The 17,210-nt window shown below is 41.6% G+C and carries 24 protein-coding genes and 1 other annotated feature; of the genes, 16 read left to right on the top strand and 8 right to left on the bottom strand.

Going from position 1 to position 17,210, the window contains the following annotated elements:
- From ACERC7_RS01900 to ACERC7_RS01890, 3 genes are all read left to right on the top strand, one after another.
- On the top strand, positions 1-244 hold a 244-nt coding region (locus tag ACERC7_RS01900; protein ID WP_373665971.1), incomplete at its 5' end, for an LPXTG cell wall anchor domain-containing protein.
- 78 nt (positions 245-322) lie between these two features.
- Positions 323-946: a helix-hairpin-helix domain-containing protein gene (locus ACERC7_RS01895; RefSeq protein ID WP_373665970.1), complete on the top strand. Its 624-nt coding sequence runs from the start codon at positions 323-325 to the stop codon at positions 944-946.
- A complete protein-coding gene (locus ACERC7_RS01890) occupies positions 939-3,164 on the top strand; it encodes a DNA internalization-related competence protein ComEC/Rec2 (protein ID WP_373665969.1) in 2,226 nt (741 codons plus the stop codon). Before ACERC7_RS01895 ends, ACERC7_RS01890 begins: the two co-directional genes overlap by 8 nt.
- 60 nt (positions 3,165-3,224) lie before the next feature.
- Here ACERC7_RS01890 and ACERC7_RS01885 read toward each other — a convergent pair whose 3' ends face one another.
- From ACERC7_RS01885 to ACERC7_RS01870, 4 genes are all read right to left on the bottom strand, one after another.
- Entirely contained in the window at positions 3,225-4,805 is a 1,581-nt protein-coding gene (locus ACERC7_RS01885; protein WP_373665973.1) for an ABC transporter ATP-binding protein, read from the bottom strand.
- 96 nt (positions 4,806-4,901) lie between these two features.
- On the bottom strand, positions 4,902-5,306 hold the full coding sequence (locus ACERC7_RS01880; protein WP_373665968.1) for a hypothetical protein: 405 nt from the start codon (positions 5,304-5,306) through the stop codon (positions 4,902-4,904).
- Entirely contained in the window at positions 5,287-6,030 is a 744-nt protein-coding gene (locus ACERC7_RS01875; RefSeq protein ID WP_373665967.1) for a hypothetical protein, read from the bottom strand. The genes ACERC7_RS01880 and ACERC7_RS01875 overlap by 20 nt, the downstream gene beginning before the upstream one ends.
- A 14-nt stretch (positions 6,031-6,044) precedes the next feature.
- Positions 6,045-6,209 (bottom strand): hypothetical protein, encoded by a 165-nt coding sequence (locus ACERC7_RS01870; protein WP_373658182.1) that lies wholly within the window; start codon positions 6,207-6,209, stop codon positions 6,045-6,047.
- 243 nt (positions 6,210-6,452) lie between these two features.
- On the opposite strand from ACERC7_RS01870, the gene ACERC7_RS01865 reads away from it, so the two are divergent.
- The 6 genes from ACERC7_RS01865 (at position 6,453) to ACERC7_RS01840 (ending at position 10,676) form a co-directional block, all read left to right on the top strand.
- Positions 6,453-6,620, top strand: coding sequence for a hypothetical protein (locus tag ACERC7_RS01865; RefSeq protein ID WP_373665966.1), 168 nt, complete (start codon positions 6,453-6,455; stop codon positions 6,618-6,620).
- A gap of 170 nt (positions 6,621-6,790) precedes the next feature.
- A complete protein-coding gene (locus ACERC7_RS01860) occupies positions 6,791-8,095 on the top strand; it encodes a serine hydrolase (RefSeq protein ID WP_373665965.1) in 1,305 nt (434 codons plus the stop codon).
- A gap of 181 nt (positions 8,096-8,276) precedes the next feature.
- On the top strand, positions 8,277-9,206 hold the full coding sequence (hprK, locus tag ACERC7_RS01855; RefSeq protein ID WP_373658185.1) for an HPr(Ser) kinase/phosphatase: 930 nt from the start codon (positions 8,277-8,279) through the stop codon (positions 9,204-9,206).
- On the top strand, positions 9,203-9,982 hold the full coding sequence (lgt, locus tag ACERC7_RS01850) for a prolipoprotein diacylglyceryl transferase (protein WP_373665964.1): 780 nt from the start codon (positions 9,203-9,205) through the stop codon (positions 9,980-9,982). Before hprK ends, lgt begins: the two co-directional genes overlap by 4 nt.
- Positions 9,983-9,993: 11 nt before the next feature.
- Positions 9,994-10,386 carry a DUF948 domain-containing protein gene (locus ACERC7_RS01845; protein WP_018367773.1) on the top strand — a complete coding sequence of 131 codons (393 nt, stop codon included), beginning with the start codon at positions 9,994-9,996 and terminating at the stop codon, positions 10,384-10,386.
- The gene (locus ACERC7_RS01840) at positions 10,386-10,676 is read left to right on the top strand and encodes a YtxH domain-containing protein (protein ID WP_373658187.1); all 291 of its coding nucleotides are present in this window, start codon (positions 10,386-10,388) and stop codon (positions 10,674-10,676) included. The genes ACERC7_RS01845 and ACERC7_RS01840 overlap by 1 nt, the downstream gene beginning before the upstream one ends.
- Positions 10,677-10,709: 33 nt before the next feature.
- On the opposite strand, the gene ACERC7_RS01835 is transcribed toward ACERC7_RS01840, so the two are convergent.
- Positions 10,710-11,003 (bottom strand): DUF3270 family protein, encoded by a 294-nt coding sequence (locus ACERC7_RS01835; protein WP_373665963.1) that lies wholly within the window; start codon positions 11,001-11,003, stop codon positions 10,710-10,712.
- A 244-nt stretch (positions 11,004-11,247) separates the two neighbouring features.
- Between ACERC7_RS01835 and pepT the strand changes: the two genes are divergently transcribed.
- The gene (pepT, locus tag ACERC7_RS01830; protein WP_373658189.1) at positions 11,248-12,480 is read left to right on the top strand and encodes a peptidase T; all 1,233 of its coding nucleotides are present in this window, start codon (positions 11,248-11,250) and stop codon (positions 12,478-12,480) included.
- The gene (locus ACERC7_RS01825) at positions 12,477-12,968 is read left to right on the top strand and encodes an EbsA family protein (RefSeq protein ID WP_018367777.1); all 492 of its coding nucleotides are present in this window, start codon (positions 12,477-12,479) and stop codon (positions 12,966-12,968) included. The genes pepT and ACERC7_RS01825 overlap by 4 nt, the downstream gene beginning before the upstream one ends.
- On the opposite strand, the gene ACERC7_RS01820 is transcribed toward ACERC7_RS01825, so the two are convergent.
- Entirely contained in the window at positions 12,954-13,148 is a 195-nt protein-coding gene (locus tag ACERC7_RS01820) for a ferredoxin (protein WP_373658190.1), read from the bottom strand. The genes ACERC7_RS01825 and ACERC7_RS01820 overlap by 15 nt on opposite strands.
- A 46-nt stretch (positions 13,149-13,194) precedes the next feature.
- On the opposite strand from ACERC7_RS01820, the gene ACERC7_RS01815 reads away from it, so the two are divergent.
- From ACERC7_RS01815 to rplT, 5 genes are all read left to right on the top strand, one after another.
- Positions 13,195-13,668: an SAG1386/EF1546 family surface-associated protein gene (locus ACERC7_RS01815; protein WP_373660087.1), complete on the top strand. Its 474-nt coding sequence runs from the start codon at positions 13,195-13,197 to the stop codon at positions 13,666-13,668.
- A 10-nt stretch (positions 13,669-13,678) separates the two neighbouring features.
- Positions 13,679-14,359 (top strand): (d)CMP kinase, encoded by a 681-nt coding sequence (gene cmk, locus ACERC7_RS01810; RefSeq protein ID WP_373660086.1) that lies wholly within the window; start codon positions 13,679-13,681, stop codon positions 14,357-14,359.
- A 23-nt stretch (positions 14,360-14,382) separates the two neighbouring features.
- Positions 14,383-14,508, top strand: a sequence feature (ribosomal protein L20 leader region).
- A gap of 14 nt (positions 14,509-14,522) precedes the next feature.
- Entirely contained in the window at positions 14,523-15,053 is a 531-nt protein-coding gene (gene infC / locus ACERC7_RS01805; protein ID WP_373665962.1) for a translation initiation factor IF-3, read from the top strand.
- 38 nt (positions 15,054-15,091) lie between these two features.
- The gene (gene rpmI / locus ACERC7_RS01800) at positions 15,092-15,292 is read left to right on the top strand and encodes a 50S ribosomal protein L35 (protein ID WP_018367781.1); all 201 of its coding nucleotides are present in this window, start codon (positions 15,092-15,094) and stop codon (positions 15,290-15,292) included.
- Positions 15,293-15,345: 53 nt separating this feature from the next.
- Entirely contained in the window at positions 15,346-15,705 is a 360-nt protein-coding gene (gene rplT / locus ACERC7_RS01795) for a 50S ribosomal protein L20 (protein ID WP_018367782.1), read from the top strand.
- A 42-nt stretch (positions 15,706-15,747) separates the two neighbouring features.
- On the opposite strand, the gene ACERC7_RS01790 is transcribed toward rplT, so the two are convergent.
- Both ACERC7_RS01790 and ACERC7_RS01785 read right to left on the bottom strand, forming a co-directional pair.
- Positions 15,748-16,590: a CPBP family intramembrane glutamic endopeptidase gene (locus ACERC7_RS01790; RefSeq protein ID WP_373665961.1), complete on the bottom strand. Its 843-nt coding sequence runs from the start codon at positions 16,588-16,590 to the stop codon at positions 15,748-15,750.
- A gap of 19 nt (positions 16,591-16,609) precedes the next feature.
- Entirely contained in the window at positions 16,610-17,161 is a 552-nt protein-coding gene (locus tag ACERC7_RS01785) for a TlpA family protein disulfide reductase (RefSeq protein WP_373665960.1), read from the bottom strand.
- Positions 17,162-17,210 lie beyond the last annotated feature (49 nt).

The raw sequence follows: 17,210 nt of genomic DNA, 5'->3' as shown, positions 1-17,210 counted from the left end.
AAAAGGCGATTTGGCTGTCAAGGTAGCCTTCGCAGAAACTGAAGCTGAACTCGAAGCCATCAAGGCAGAAGTTGCTAAGCTTGTTAAAGCAACAAGCCAATCATCAGCTCCTGTAGCTTCAGCACCAGCAAGTAAGAAGGGACTCCCTGCAACAGGCGATGCCCACACAGCTCTAGCCGCTGTCGGCGCAACAGCCCTCTTATCAGCCCTAGGCTTAGCCGGACGGAGAAGACGAGCTAGATAAGTTAACAAAAAAAGATTGGTTTTATGCCAATCTTTTTTGTTATTATTACGAATAGTTTTATAGAACAAGGAGGGAAAAATGGTTGAAGAATGGATTGAACGATTGAAGGAGCAGAGGACAACTCTGCTAATGGGGGGGATTATTGTAGCATTGACGGGTGTGCTTGCCAGTCAAGCTTTTGCGAAACCCAGTCTACCGAATGATTTTCCAGAGATTCAACAGGTTGAGGAGAAAAACGTCAAGAGTGACAGTATTGAGGAAGAAAGCTCAGAGTCTATCATGATTACAGTGGATGTCAAAGGGGCTGTTGTTAAGGAAGGGCTTTATGAACTACCGTCTGGTAGCCGTGTGAATGATGCTATTATGAAGGCAGGAGGGTTGACTGATTTGGCGGATAAAAAATCTGTGAATTTAGCACAAAAACTGGCAGATGAAGCAGTGATTTACGTGGCTAGTCAAGGAGAAAATGTTTCAGTCGTCGCAACAGGCTCTGAAACATCCTCTACTCAAAAAATCAATCTGAATACTGCTGATGAGGCTCAGTTGCAAACCATCACAGGTATCGGCGCTAAAAAAGCTAAAGACATCATCACCCACCGTGAAACCGTAGGTCGTTTTTCAAGTATAGATGATCTCAAGCAGGTTGCGGGTATTGGTCAAAAAACCATTGACAAGATTCGCTCGGAGATTACAGTTGAGTAAGCGATTTCCACTGCCACCCATTCAGTTGGCTTATTTGAGTTTACTAGCTTACTTTACCGTTTACCGATTTCACTGGTCGCTTGTAGGCATCATATTGTTCAGTTTTTGGCGTTTATGGAAAAATGGCAGAGCTATTTTTCTAAGAACCCTTCTTATCTTAAGCGTTCTTACAGGGGTGTTTGCTTATCGTCACCATCAAGCAGAGCGTGCAGACACTACCGAGCCAGCTCAGCTAACCAGTTTAGCACTCATACCAGATAGCCTACAAATCAACGGTGATCAGTTATCTTTTCGAGGGCAATCCGATGGACGAGTTTATCAGGTCTTCTATCAGCTAAAGACCCAGACAGAGCAAGAATTTTTCAAAACCTTGACTCAGCCTGTTCGCTTGACGGGCAGTTTTGAGCTATCAGAGGCTGAGGGTCAACGAAATTTTAAGGGCTTTGACTACCATTCTTATCTTGAGACACAAGGAATCTATCAAGTTGCTAAAGTTACATCGTTGGAAGAGGTTTCTCCACGATCTTTATCTGGTCTGGGTGATTACCTACGTTTGTTGAGACGACAGGCGCTGGTTTATATCTATGGTCATTTTCCTGACCCCATGACACATTATATGACTGGTCTTTTATTCGGTCATTTGGATAAATCATTTGATGACATGACAGAGCTTTATTCTAGCCTTGGGATTATTCATTTATTTGCCCTGTCAGGGATGCAGGTGGATTTTTTCCTCGGCTGGTTTAGAAAAATCTTATTAAGATTAGGGTTGACAGTTCGCCAAGTTGATTTCTTGCAGGTGCCACTATCCTTTTGCTATGCTGTCTTGACGGGGTTTCAGGTCTCCGTTTGTCGTAGTCTGTTGCAGTCCTTTTGGTCACGTTTAGGTGTAACAGGTATGGATAACCTTGGCTTAACGATGCTGAGCTTACTATGTTTAGTTCCAAATGCTTTTTTAACAGCTGGGGGTATTTTATCTTGTAGCTACGCTTTTGTTCTTTGCTTATTAACAATTAAGGAATTTACGGGGATTAAACGGCAAGTTATTGAAGTTGTCGCGCTTGCTTTGGCTGTTTTGCCTATCTTAATGTTTTATTTTTCTAGTTTTCAACCCTTGTCTCTTGTGTTAACAGCTCTGCTATCACTGCTGTTTGATGGGCTCATGTTGCCTGCTCTTAGTTTGGCATTTCTTCTGTTACCAGTGATAAATCTTAGTTTTCTTAATGTATTATTTGTCTTATTGGAGCGCTTTTTAGTGTTTGTTGGCGATTGGGCTAGTCGGTCTTTGGTTCTTGGGAGTCCGAGTGTCTTTGTTTTACTAAGTCTGTTGCTGTGTCTCGGTTTGCTTTATGATTACCGCTACCGAAAAAAAGTTGTCCTTGTCCTGAGCCTGCTTTTAGCTCTGCTATTTTTCTTGACGAAACATCCTTTAGAAAACGAGGTGACTGTTGTCGATATTGGGCAAGGGGATAGCATTTTTCTGCGGGCTGCTTCTGGTCAGACCTTGCTAATTGACGTTGGCGGACGTGTTGAGTTTGAGGCTGGAGAGGATTGGCAGAAGCGGCAGACCACAAGCAATGCTAGTCGCACACTAATTCCGTATTTGAAAAGTCGCGGAGTTGGGCGTATTGACCAGCTGGTGCTAACCCACACCGATACGGATCATATCGGTGATATGGAGGAAGTGGCTAAAGAGTTTACAATTGGGGAGGTCTTGGTTAGTCAAGGGAGTCTGACGAATGCTGAATTTGTGAAGCGCCTGAGAGCCATGAATGTCCGTGTTCGTACAGTGACAGCTGGGGATAGGTTGCCATTTATGGGGAGTTATTTGCAGGTGCTGTATCCATGGACGACAGGAGATGGTGGCAACAACGATTCACTGGTGCTTTATGGTCGCTTATTAGGCTTGAACTTTTTGTTTACAGGTGATTTGGAAGCAGGGGAATTAGAACTGATTAAACATTATCCCGATTTGCCTGTTGATGTCCTAAAAGCTGGCCACCATGGGTCGAAAGGTTCTTCCTACCCAGAGTTTTTGGTGCATACGAAGCCGAAGCTCGCCTTGATTTCTGCTGGTCGGAACAATCGCTATAAGCACCCTCACCAGGAAACGTTAGAGCGATTTGAACAACAACGAATCAAGGTCTATCGGACAGATACCCAAGGTGCTATTCGCTTTAGGGGATTGTTCAATTGGCAGATAGAGACTGTTAGGTAGAGCTTGTTAAAAGCTCTCCGCTGATGATTGAACTCAGTGGAGAGCAGATTGGTTATAGATTTAATCCATCAGCAATTGCTCTTTAACAAAGCGAGCATAAGTGGAATGGTTGGCTAGAAGATCGTTGTGGCTGCCACTACCAGTCAATTGACCATTTTCAAGGAAATAGATATGGTCTGCATCTAGAATGGTGGACAAACGATGGGCAATGACTAGAGCTGTCTTATTATGGAGAAGTTGTTTCATGCTTTGACCGATAGCAAATTCAGCATCAGCGTCAAGGTTGGCTGTTGCTTCATCAAAAATAATTAGATGAGCTTGTTTTAAGTAGGCTTTAGCGATTTGTAGACGCTGTTTTTGACCACCAGAGAGGAGTTTCCCTCCTTCACCAACAAAGGTGTCCAAACCCTGCTCCAATTTTTGGACATCTTCCCAGAGAACAGCAGCCTTTAGAGCTTGTTCTATATCAGTTTCGCTAGGAGTGGTATTGAGACCGAAGGTTAAGTTATCTCGTAGGCTTCCGGATAAGACAGCGGCTGATTGAGAAACTAGAGCTAATCCTTGACGCCAATCTTTGAGAGAAAAGGAACTAATATCTTGATCAGCAAGTTTGATGACACCACTGGTTGGCTGATAAAAACGAGCCAGAAGATGAGCTAAGGTACTTTTTCCAGAACCAGATGGACCGACGAGGGCAATTTTTTGTCCTAGGGGAAGAATCATATTGATATGAGATAGTGTATCTTGGTCAGCTTGATAGCCAAAACTGACTTCTTCGAGTACAAGATTTCCTTTGGGAATAGTATTTCTTTTTTGTGAAAAGTCTTCTTGTTCAATGGTCAATAACCTGTCCAGTTCTTTAGTTGCCCCTTTGACTTTAGCAAAATCAGTTACGATAGTCCCGATTGCTCCAACAGGATTTAGGAGCTGAAAGAGGTAGACTAGAAAGGAAATCAAGGTACCAATAGTTAAATCTCCAGTTGCCACCCGCTGACCACCATAGGTAAAAATCAGGGCAATACTGGCGAATAAAAACATTAGACCAACCGGAGAAATAAAGGATTTTATTAAGTCAACTTTGAGAGAAGTCTGTTTAATTTTCGTGATGATAGCATTTAGGTGATTGAGCCGTTGGTTCTCTCCATTATCGGCTTTAATGAGTTCAATTTCCTTAAAGGTTTCGCTTAACTGTCCAATTAATCTGCTGGTATCTTCTTGTAATTGTTCGCTACTGTTTTGACTTAGTTGGGACAAGGGGAACAATAGCAGAACTAACAAGGGGAGAGCAATAAAAAACGTTAGAGTTAATTTCCAATCAAGCAAGAAAAGGACAATAACACTCCCTATGATGGTCACACTACTAGTGATGAGCGAGGGGAGAGTGGTCACGTAAAAATTCCCTAGATTATTAATATCGTTGACTACTCTTGAGGAGAGCTCACCGCTCTTTTCATAGTGAAAGAAAGAGAGCGGGAGATGCATTAAGTGACGGGTAAGCTCTTGTCGCTTAGTTTCAGCGATATTCTCCCCGTTTAGAGCCATAAAATAAGTTCCAGAAGATAGTAAAAAAGCCTGAAGGGCAAAAAGACCTAAAATTTTAAAAAGAACCCAAAAATTGAGAGACGCTTTTTGGCTATCAATTAATTAGCGTAGGACTAGGGGAAGATAAAGAGCTGTTAGGCAAGATAGGATAATAAAAATTGCTCCAAGTAGAATTTCTTTTTTTGAAATACTGTTTTAACATAGACAAAACTCCTGTATAAGGTGACAAATATGATTAACTTCCTCGTCATTATCAGCGACGAGATGACAGACCTCCAGATAACGAGATATAAACTTCTGTGGGATAGTGCTAACAAGATGAAGTAATAGTAGCGTATAACCTGCAGAGGTTAGCTTTTCAAGAAAAAGGTCATCTAAAAAAATAGTGAAAAATAGTTGCTTGTTGTTAGCAATTAAAGATAATCTGTCAATGGCTGCTTGTTCCCCTGAACAAAGAGCTATCAAAAATTGTTTTGAACTTTTAACACCATATTGTTGCAATAGAATCATTTGTTTTTCTGCTGTTAGTTTAGTATCTTCATGTTCTTGTTGGTGATAATGTTTAATGAGTGTGGCATAGTTAGACCGATTTAAACTCATAACAACCTCCTAATACAAAGAATATGATACCCGCTACCAAGGTTGTGTGATAAACCTCCTCAAAAGATTCTTTTGCAGTAGAGTTAGACTGTGTTTTGAAACTACCATTTTTTAGCTGGGTATTTTTCATATAAAAATAGCAGAGCTCTTGACAAGAAACTGACAATTTATCAGCTACATCTAAAATAAAAATGCAAGCAATGAGTTCCATAAAAACATCAGTATCATCGTGTCGAATACTTAATAAAATTGCGTATTCTAAAACAGCTAGTAGTTGGGGTTCCTTTGGTTTAAGGATATCAAAAATAGCGGTTTCCTTTCCAAAAATGGAAGTATAAAAGATGTCGTGTGTAATAGCATAGAGATGTTCCCTGCTTGCTAAAATGTCAAAAGGGACAGACTCGAAGCTGAGTTTATAAAAGAGACCGTTTTTAAAGAGAAATTGAATAGTACTGTCAACGGTGTCGTCCCCTTGTAATTTTAAAAGAGCATAATACTCAAGTCGTCGATAATAAAGCGGTTCCCTACCTTGACTATCAAGGGGGTCGTAAAAGGTCAATAACTTCTGTAAATGGTCATCAATAGAAATCTTTTTTTGGAAGAGACACATCTGACAAAATTCGGCTCTTGACTTTTTTGATTTTGAAAATTTATCTAGAGAATCCTCAATCCAGGTTAAACTATTGCTAACTATAGCAAGTATATCATCTTTCCAATTCTTCATATATAGTGTCTTATTTAACTAAAAGCCAGAAGATTAAAATCTTGTAAATTGTCTTGTAAGGGATCGGTTTGCGTAATGACTACAAAAGCACCATCTTTACTAATAAATATTGTTACTCCACAGTTTATCGATAGCTCTTTGATATCGTCTGAAAATTTTGACAAAAAATTATTTTTCATATTTTTAAAATAGCATAAATTGGAGAGATGACAATCTTGCTTAAGAAAAGTTTACTAAATAAAAAGTATTCTGTCAATTAAAAAAGACAGAATTTTTAGTTTTTAGCTAATTATTTCATTGAAAATTCTAAAATGAAATTAGCCACTTGAGAGTATGAAAAAGTCTCTCAGAGCGATATAGTTGTAGTGCATGACAAATAACAATTACGGAGCCCCCCAAGAGACGAAGTGACAGTTGTTGCGATGATAGAACACACTGTGCATGCTGACCATGACCACGAACATGGCGAGGGCTGTAGTCATGAAGCGGTTGTTCACGACGATCATATTGACTATGTCCACGATGGTCACTTGCACCATAAGCATGACGACCACTGGGACGAATGCACGGTTAGTCATGAAGTGAGCTAGCGGTATCCGTCGTTCTAAGAGCAAACAGGTGAGGAAAAATTTGGGGAAGTTTTAAAAAGCAGCTGTCACCATACGTTATGTGACATCTGCTTTTTCTGATTTAAGTTGGAAAAAAAGAGATATTATGGTATAATAACTAAAAATTCTTATGCGGGTAAGGAGAAGTGAAATTGAAATACTTGAAATGGCTTAGTTTGTGGGTGTTTCCTTTACTAATGACGATGACTGTTTCTGCCAACGACGACTTGGTAAAAATGGCACAAGATTTAGGTTATCCGGCAACATCTGCTATTGCACCCAAGGGAGCGATTGTTATTGAAGCGGATACGGGTCAGATTATCTGGGGTCATGACATTGATTTGCAAAGCGATCCTGCGAGTACGACCAAAACTATGGTCATTTACCTCACAATGGAAGCGATAAAATCAGGTCAAATTTCTTTGGATACTGAGGTTGTAGCGACTGAAACGGACCAAGCGATTTCAAAAATTTTTGAGTTATCAAATAATAAAATAGTTGCGGGAGTAACTTATACGGTTCGGGAGTTGCTGACCATGACGGTTGTACCATCGTCAAATGTTGCAACCCTGATGTTAGCGCATTTAATTCATGATGGAACAGATGCCAGCTTTATCGAGCGAATGAACGCTACTGCTCAGGAGTTGGGAATGACCAATACGGTCTTCTATAATGGCACCGGTGCAGATATTATCTCATTCAAGGGTTATTATGCACCAGAAGGATATGACCCTGTACGCTATAATCTAACAACTGTCAAAGATTTAGCGATTTTAGCGCGAGCTTTATTGACCAAACACCCAGACATATTGGCATTTACCAATAGTGCTGAGGTGACTGTCAAATCAGGAACGCCTTATCAAGAGACCTTTAAAACCTACAATCATTCTTTACCAGGAGCTAGTCTGGCTTTTGAGGGAGTTGACGGCCTGAAAACAGGTTCCAGCCCAACTGCGGGTTACAATGCAATTGTCACTGCTAAACAAGGTGAACGACGTTTGATTGCCGTTGTGATGGGGGCAAGCAAGTGGGGGGATCCAGATGGGGAGCATGTGAGACATTACTTTGTTAATACGCTCTTAAATCACGGCTTCAAAGACTACGAAAAGAAAACCGTTCTGCCATCAGGAAGACAAGAAATAGAGGGAAAACCGTATCAAGTGCAGAAGCCCTTGGTGGTCACCCTAAAAAAAGCATCACCTCAACCAACTCTGGTCATTGACCATCAGCAGGCCACTGTAGCAGGTATTGCTGGTCTAACAGAAAGTATTGCCGTACCTATTGAGGAGGTTATCTCTTTATCAACAGAAAATAGCTCGAGCTCAGAACCTCTTATCAAAAAAGAAGCTGACGAGTGGGCGGCATATTTGAAAGTCATCGCTCTCGTGATTATTGTGATGATTGTAGTGGTGCTAGGGCTGATTATCCATGAGATAAAAAAACACCGTCATTCCTAAGTTGGGGTCAGGTCGTTTGAACACAAAGAAAGAAACAAATTGAGTCGATTATCAACTTAACAGTTCAGAGCAGGAAAGGCTGTCAACTTACTAGGTGAGCAGTCTTTCCTGCTTTTTTGTTTTACCGTAAAATCATGCATGTTTTGTGAATTTGTGGTAAAATGATAGAAAAGGAGAAAAAATGACAGTAACAGTAAAAATGTTAGCCGATAAGCTCAAGCTAAAGGTCATTTATGGAACGCCAGAGTTATTGGAAAAAACCATTACGACAGCGGATATTTCGCGACCGGGTCTTGAGATGACAGGTTATTTCGATTACTATACCTCTGAGCGCGTGCAACTCATCGGTATGAAAGAATGGTCATACATGATGACCATGACCATCCAAAACCGTTATGCCGTTTTGTGCCAGATGTTTCAACAAGAAACGCCAGCCCTTGTCGTGGCGCGTGATTTGGAAATTCCAAAGGAAATGCTACAAGCTGCTGAAGAAGAAGGCGTAGCTATTTTGCAAGGCAGAATGCCGACCAGTCGCTTGTCAGCCGTTATGTCATGGTATTTGGACACGTGCCTTGCAGAGCGGATTAGTGTTCACGGTGTGCTGATGGATATCTACGGCATGGGTGTTTTGATTCAAGGCGATAGCGGTATCGGTAAGAGCGAGACCGGGCTTGAATTGATTAAGCGAGGACACCGTTTAATAGCTGACGATCGTGTGGATGTCTATGCCAAAGATGAGGAGACCTTGTGGGGAGAACCTGCGGAAATCCTTCGCCACATGCTAGAGATTAGAGGCGTTGGTATTATTGATATTATGAGCCTTTATGGTGCTAGTGCGGTTAAGGATTCTTCACAAGTTCAATTAGCTGTGTATTTAGAACAGTCTTCTGAAATAGTCTTCGATCGTTTAGGCAATGGCAATGAAGACATTGAGCTTGCTGGTGTGAAGATTCCACGCGTGCGTATCCCTGTTAAAACAGGACGCAACGTTTCGGTGGTGGTTGAGGCAGCAGCGATGAACTATCGTGCAAAGCAGATGGGCTTTGATGCGACAAATACCTTTGAGGAACGCCTGACAGACCTGATTGCTAGAAATGGGGTGAACGCATGATTGATCCCGTTGCTGTTCAATTAGGCCCGATTAGCATCCATTGGTATGCGATTTGCATCGTGACAGGTCTGTTTCTTGCTGTTTACCTTGCCAAAAAAGAAGCACCACGCAAAAAAATAAAGCCAGACGATGTGATTGACTTTATTTTAATAGCTTTTCCGCTGGCCATCCTTGGGGCTCGGCTGTACTATGTCATTTTTCAATGGCAGGATTACGCAGCTAACCCTGTCAAAATTTTCGCCATTTGGGAAGGTGGACTTGCCATTTATGGGGGACTGATTACTGGTGCGATTGCCCTCTTTGTTTACTCCTACTACCATTTAATCGAACCGCTTGATTTTTTAGACATTGCAGCTCCAGGTGTGATGATTGCTCAGTCTATAGGGCGTTGGGGCAATTTTATCAACCAAGAAGCTTACGGCAGTGCGGTTGATTCGTTGGCTTATCTGCCTGAATTTATCCAGAAGCAAATGTATATTGATGGTAGTTATCGTCAGCCGACCTTTCTTTATGAAAGCCTGTGGAATCTAGTTGGATTTATCCTTATCCTTATTTTGCGACGTCGCCCCCATCTACTTAGACAGGGTGAACCTACCTTCTTCTACCTGATTTGGTACGGAATAGGACGCTTTGTCATCGAAGGATTACGAACAGATAGTTTAATGTTCGCAGGTTTACGTGTGTCTCAATGGCTATCGGCCCTCCTAGTCATCGCAGGCTTTGCACTTGTTGTTTATCGTCGTTATAAACTTAACCCACCTTATTATCAAGAATAAAGGAGTATCTTATGGACTTAGTTGGAATCTCGTTACTTATTATTGCCATTGCTTTTGCTGCATTGGTTGTCTATCTCGTGATACTGTTAAAAAATGTTAATGAAACTGTCGGTGAAGTTCGCCAAACGGTCAAGCTCTTGACCAGTGACGTTGACACCACCCTTCACCATACCAATGCTTTACTAGCAAAGACGAATGTTTTAGTTGAAGATGTTAATGGGAAAATCAATACCATCGACCCAGTCTTTACAACTTTAGCAGATTTATCAGTCAGTGTGTCAGATTTAAATCAGCAGGCACGTAAATTAACTAGCAAAGCTAGCAACAGCAGTGCAAGCACATTTGGTAAGGTTGGCTCAGCAGCAGTTGTAGCTAGCAAATTATTTAAAGGGAGGAAAAAATAATGGGTAAATTATCTCGTAAAATCGGTTTAGGTCTGGTTCTTGGTGCCGCAGCCGGTCATTATCTGTCAACCGAAAAAGGTCAACAGCTAGTCATGAAAATAAAAAAAGGCTTATCCGCCTATCGTGAACAACCAAACTATTACCAAGAACAAGCCAAGGCTTTTGTTAGCGAACAAGTGGCTTATGTGAAAGAATTGGTCAAAGAAGAGTTTGGCGAGCCATCAGATGCCGAAATCCCTTCATCAGATGCTGAGGATATCATCATCACCTATACTGACGAAGACTTGTAACAAATAACTCACTCCTAGCACATTAGGAGTGAGTTATTTGTTACAATGATTAACAAGAAGTTCTTTGACGCTATAAACGGTCAATAAACTGCTCGCAATAGCAAGCGGTAAAGCAAAGAAGGCTGAGAGCTTAATCGCTAAGAAAAGGAAGGACAGCATAACCGTTAAGATGCAAAAAACTAACAGTTGAGCAAAAAATGCTAGTTCTTCAAAATCAATATCACTGGTGTTAAGATTAAGTTCATCAAATGTTTGGAATTTTGGGATTTCTTGGATGATGTCGTCATTTAAGCGACTGTCATCGAGTTGTCTTAAGGGATTAGCCATACTTGCGTCCTTTCTATCATTCTTCTATGTGCTTCTATCATAACATAAAAAAGACGACTTTTTGTGACAAAAAGATTACAAAAACTTCTTTTATATTACAGATAAGAGACAAAAAACAATTGTTGCTGTAAAATGATCATATATCGGTTAAAGCTGTAAAATAATCATATATCGGTTAAAATTGGGAAATTTTTCCTATTTTTTGCTATAATTGTAGGAAAGAAGAAAAAGAAGAGGTAACACGATGACTTATCCGAATTTGTTGAATCGTTTCTTAGTTTATGTCAAAGAAAACACGCGTAGCAATCCTGCCAGCCAGACGACACCATCAAGTCAAAATCAGGTTGACTTTGCCTTAAATATTTTAAAACCTGAGATGGAGCGTATTGGTCTGACGGATGTCCATTATATTGAAGAAAACGGCTTTTTAATTGGAACTTTGCCAGCCAACGATCCAAGCTTCCTTTATAAGATTGGCTTCATCTCACACATGGACACTGCTGATTTCAATGCCGAAGGGGTAAAACCACAAATCATTGAAGATTATGATGGCGGTCATATTGAGCTGGGAACATCAGGTTATGTGCTATCTCCAGATGATTTTTCAAACTTGAATAAGTATCAGGGTCAAACGCTGATTACTACTGATGGTACAACCTTGCTGGGAGCTGATGATAAGGCAGGAATCGCTGAAATCATGACAGCTATGGAATACCTCATTGCTCATCCTGAGATTAAACACGGTGAGATTCGAGTGGGATTTGGTCCAGACGAAGAAATCGGTGTTGGTGCAGATAAGTTCGATGCGGCTGACTTTAATGTGGATTTTGCTTATACAGTTGATGGCGGGCCTCTTGGCGAATTACAATATGAGACCTTTAACGCAGCTGTAGCGGAGTTGACCTTCTTTGGTCGTAACGTTCATCCTGGCACAGCTAAAGATCAGATGATTAGCGCTCTTCAACTAGCGATTGATTTTCACAATCAGTTGCCTGAAAAAGACCGTGCCGAGCATACGGAAGGGCGCGAGGGCTTTATCCATTTGATGGACTTGTCAGGAAATGTCGAAGAAGCCAAAGCCACCTATATTATCCGAGATTTTGATGACGATGATTTTGACGGTCGCAAGATGCTTTTAGACCGCATTGCTGACCATATGAACGTTTTCTTTGGTATGGATCGCGTGGGTCTTGAGATCGAAGACCAATATTATAACATGAAGCGGATTATTGTCAGAGATATGACGCCGATTGAACTGGCTAAAAAAGCCATGGAAAAGCTGGATATCACTCCTATCATTGAACCAATTCGTGGTGGAACAGACGGTTCTAAAATTTCCTTCATGGGTATTCCGACACCGAACCTCTTTGCTGGTGGTGAGAACATGCATGGACGATTTGAGTATGTTAGTTTGCAAACCATGGAGAAGGCTGTTGATACCATTATCGGTATCGTCTCTCACAGGATTAACGCATGATTAAAATTTTTGGCAAAGTGCGTTACCACTGGCAGCCAGAGTTATCCTTAGCCATCATCTATTGGTCGCTGGCCTGGTTGCCAACCTTTTTCGCTCTCTCTTTGATTTATGAACATAGCAGAGCGACGCATCTGATTTTTGGTGGTTTTTGGTTAACGGTTATCCTAACGATTTTTGGCTTTCATCGGTATTTTACTATCGGAGAGGATGGTTATCTTGGGATCACATCCCTCAATCCATTTACCAAGAAAAAAATACCGATTTCAGCCATTGAAAAGGTTGAAATTAGCAAGTATCGTGTGTCTTTACGCCTCACTGATCATCAAAAAAAGACCGTTTTCATGCGAAAATGGCCAAAAAAATATTTTTTAGATGCCTTGGCGATTCACCCAGCCTTCAACGGCGAAGTGGAATTACACGATAATTTGACCCGTCATGACTATTTCTGGGCTTATCGCAAAGATAAAAAACCTTCAGTCAAGGACTAACGCCTTGGTCGGGCAGGATTTAACAGCTAGTAGGGTATTGGGACTTTCTGGGAGAACCTTAACAAGGTCGTCACTGTCGGCAAACTTTACAATACCATCGTCATGGTAATCAAAAACAGCAGAATAGGTTTGGCAAAGACCACAGGCGATGCATTTTTCAGGAATCAAAGATACTTTCATAGCACTATTGTAATACGAAAACTTAGAATACACAAGAGGAAAACTGATGAAAAAATTATGGGATACCAAAGCCTTCTTGGCTGATGATAAATCAGGTCAAAAAAACAAGTCAATTGAATGGTTCAGTAGTTACTTTCTGACGATTTTATTGGCAGCTTTCTTGCTTATCGTGGTTTGTATACTGGCCTTTATTTTATGGACATCAAACGGCGGTAGCAATCAAGAACAAGCAGAACAAGCTTTTTATGATCCGAGCAAATCGAGCAGTTTAGTGTCATCAAGCACTGAGGCACCAAGTCAAACTGAAGAAAGAGAAACGACTGAATCAAGTACAGCTTCATCGACATCACCGTCAGCTACTGGCGAGACCCTAACAGTTATGTCTGGCGAAGGTGCTGGTCAGATTGCAGCACGAGCAGGAATTTCTCTCGAGCGTCTCTACGAGCTCAACCCAGACAAGATGGTAGGACCTGGTGGCACTTGGTGGGCAAATCCAGGTGACGTGGTTATCGTCAATTAGAAAGACAGGTATGAGAAAGATTAGAATTGCCATCGATGGACCTGCTTCAAGTGGTAAGAGTACCGTTGTAAAGATTTTAGCAAAAGAACTTGGTTACACCTACTTGGACACAGGTGCTATGTACCGCACAGCGACTTACCTAGCCTTGCGGGCAGGACTGAAAGGGCATCAGGTATCTGATATTTTGGCTTTGATCGATCAGTATCCAATTGGCTTTGGACTAGCAGAAGATGGCACGCAGACCGTCTTTGCTGGGGATGAGGACATCACCTTAGCCATTCGTCAAAACGACGTGACGGCCAATGTCTCTTGGGTTTCCGCATTGGCGGAAGTGCGAGAAAAACTGGTTGCGGAGCAACAGCGGATAGCCCGTGATGGAGGAATCATCATGGATGGTCGTGATATTGGTACAGTGGTCTTGCCTGATGCGGAACTCAAGATTTTCTTGGTTGCGTCCGTTGAGGAAAGAGCTGAGCGCCGCTATAAGGAAAATATCGAAAAAGGTATTCCAGCAGACCTTAACCAGCTCAAGCAGGAAATTGCTGAGCGGGACTATAAGGACAGTACGAGAGCAGTTTCGCCGCTCAAACCAGCTGACGATGCGATTCATTTTGATACGACTGGGGTATCTATTGAGGGTGTCGTCGCATTTATCTCAAAAAAAGTAGCTGAAATCCTTGACAAGGACTAATAGATAACGTATAATAGTAACAATGAGAAAAGCAGAAGTGAGAACTTCTCGCCTTGCGACTTAGGTTGTCTGGCCCTGACATGTCAAGATTCCATCAGGAAGATTATGTGTGCGGGCTTGATTTATCAAGTCCGCTCTTGTTTTTCTCTAAAAATATGAAGAGGTGAAGAACATAGCTAAGAAGGATTTGTTCATTAATGACGAGATTCGCGTTCGCGAAATTCGTCTCGTTGGTCTTGAAGGTGATCAGTTAGGCATTAAGCCCCTGTCAGAAGCGCAAGCTCTTGCTGATCAGGCAAATGTCGATTTGGTTCTCATTCAGCCACAAGCCACACCGCCTGTTGCAAAAATTATGGACTACGGTAAGTTCAAGTTTGAGTATCAGAAGAAACAAAAGGAGCAACGCAAGAAACAGAGCGTTGTGACGGTTAAAGAAGTACGCCTCAGTCCAGTTATCGACAAAGGTGACTTTGAAACCAAACTCCGTAATGGTCGTAAGTTCCTTGAAAAAGGAAATAAGGTCAAAGTTTCTATCCGATTTAAGGGGCGTATGATTACCCATAAAGAAATCGGCGCTAAGGTGTTGGCTGATTTTGCTGAGGGGACCCAAGATATTGCCATCATTGAGCAACGCGCAAAAATGGATGGTCGTCAAATGTTTATGCAACTCGCACCGATTCCAGACAAGAAGTAACTTGTCGCCTGAAAAATTATTAAGAGGAGAAATCTATCATGCCAAAACAAAAAACACACCGCGCATCAGCAAAACGCTTTAAGCGTACTGGTTCAGGCGGTTTGAAACGCTTCCGTGCTTACACGTCTCACCGTTTCCACGGTAAAACTAAGAAGCAACGTCGTCAGTTGCGTAAAGCACGCATGGTTCACTCAGGTGACTTTAAGCGTATCAAGTCAATGTTGACGCGTCTTCGTTAATCTTAGCATTGACCCTTAGACAGATTAGAGATAGATATTTGGAGGAAAAATAAATGGCACGTGTTAAAGGTGGCGTTGTATCACGCAAACGTCGTAAACGTATTTTGAAACTGGCGAAAGGTTACTACGGAGCTAAGCATATCTTGTTCCGCACGGCAAAAGAGCAAGTGATGAACTCTTACTACTATGCTTACCGTGACCGTCGTCAGAAGAAACGTGATTTCCGCAAATTGTGGATTACCCGTATCAATGCAGCAGCTCGTCTTAACGGTTTATCATACTCTAAGTTGATGAACGGTTTGAAATTGGCTGAGATCGAAGTAAACCGCAAAATGCTTGCTGACCTGGCAGTGAACGATCCAGCAGCTTTCACAGCACTTGCTGATGCTGCTAAAGCAAAATTAGCAAAATAAAAAAAATAATCTGGAACATTTAGTTGTTCCAGATTATTTTTTTTATAGTTCGGCTACAATGATTTCTTCAGTATCGTGTTTAAGTTCAGGTGTTTGTTCAATCGTCTTATCCATGTTGATAAGTGTCCATAAGGCTAGTCCGGCTAGAGGGACAAAGACAACGATAATCTCAATCCAGCTTCCAGAGCTGACCGGCTCATTAATGCTGGGCTGAAAATCGATAAGAAAATGAATTAGCATTGGCAACCAGAGGTTATTATACCCCACTCGCAGGGCCGCAAAGCTAAGACCAAAGCAGGTAGCGTAGAAAATCTGTTGAGCGACAGCAAGAGGCTCCGCTTGAGCAAGGTTTACAAGATGGAAGAGTCCAAATAAAACAGAAGTTGTCAGAGCAGTCTTGGTTAAGCTCTGCGATTGTGACCGAAAAAGTGAGAGAAAAGCGGTAAAGAATAGCCCACGTAACCAGATTTCCTCACCGATACCAGCAGTTGCAGCTGCCCAAAAACTTGGCAATATCAGTTCCCAACCGCCTTCAAATAGACCAATCAATCCAGGAATAAAACCGTTGTAAAATAATAGAGCAATGGCCGCGATAAGGTTGGCGTGAATGAGGTGGTTAATAGGTTTAGTCCAAACGATCTTGGGAGAAAAGAGTCGCTGTCCGTGGATGATTTTCCAAATAATAGCTGCAAAGATGAGCGTTAAGAAGAACATGACTTCTACCATGACCGTCTGACTTAGCATGGCAGAACGACCTGTTACCACCAAGAATAAAGAGACCGCTATTGATGAAAAAATGATGGTAAAGAATCCGATGAATAAGAGTAGGGCTGCCTTGAAGAAGAGGCCTTTTGTATGTGTTTTAGAAATGATTGTATTGAACATAATGGTCGCCTCTTAGTTCTTAATTAGCTTCTTGAAGCAGCTTTGTCAAGATGTCTTCATTGGTGCTACCGAGCATGACTTGACCAACTGTACCGTCACTGTTGATGATGATATGAGTTGGGAAAGACGTGATGCCAAATTGACTTGCAAAACTATCTTTTGTGTCAAAAAGAACAGGATAGGTTATCTTACTGTCTTTGGCAACTGAGAGAATTTCTTGTTCACTGCTGTCCATTGGGCGTTGATTGTTAAACTTATTGTCGTTGGGAGAAACGACGGACAAGAAAACATAGTCGTCTTTATCTTTAAAGTTTTGGTAGACTTTTTCCAATTCAGGAATTTCTTGTTTGCATGGTCCGCACCAACTGGCCCAGACATTGATGTAGATTTTTTTGCCAGCATAGTCTTTAAGGGAAACCGCCTTGCCATCTTTGTCGACGAGAGTGACATCTGGCGCAACTTGTCCCTTGCTAATGCCAATCGGTTCTTGACTTGGTAGGAGGAGTGAGCAACCACAAAGTGTGAAAAGGGCGACAGCCATCATGATGGCGAATTTAAATGATTTAAACATGATAGACTCCTTTAGTATGGTAATTAGTTGTTGTTTTTGATGATAGGTA

The sequence above is a fragment of the Streptococcus sp. E17BB genome (assembly GCF_041807725.1).
Taxonomy (GTDB): domain Bacteria; phylum Bacillota; class Bacilli; order Lactobacillales; family Streptococcaceae; genus Streptococcus; species Streptococcus entericus.
Note: the sequence above shows the minus strand (reverse complement) of the source record. Positions and strands in the feature narration are given on the sequence as shown.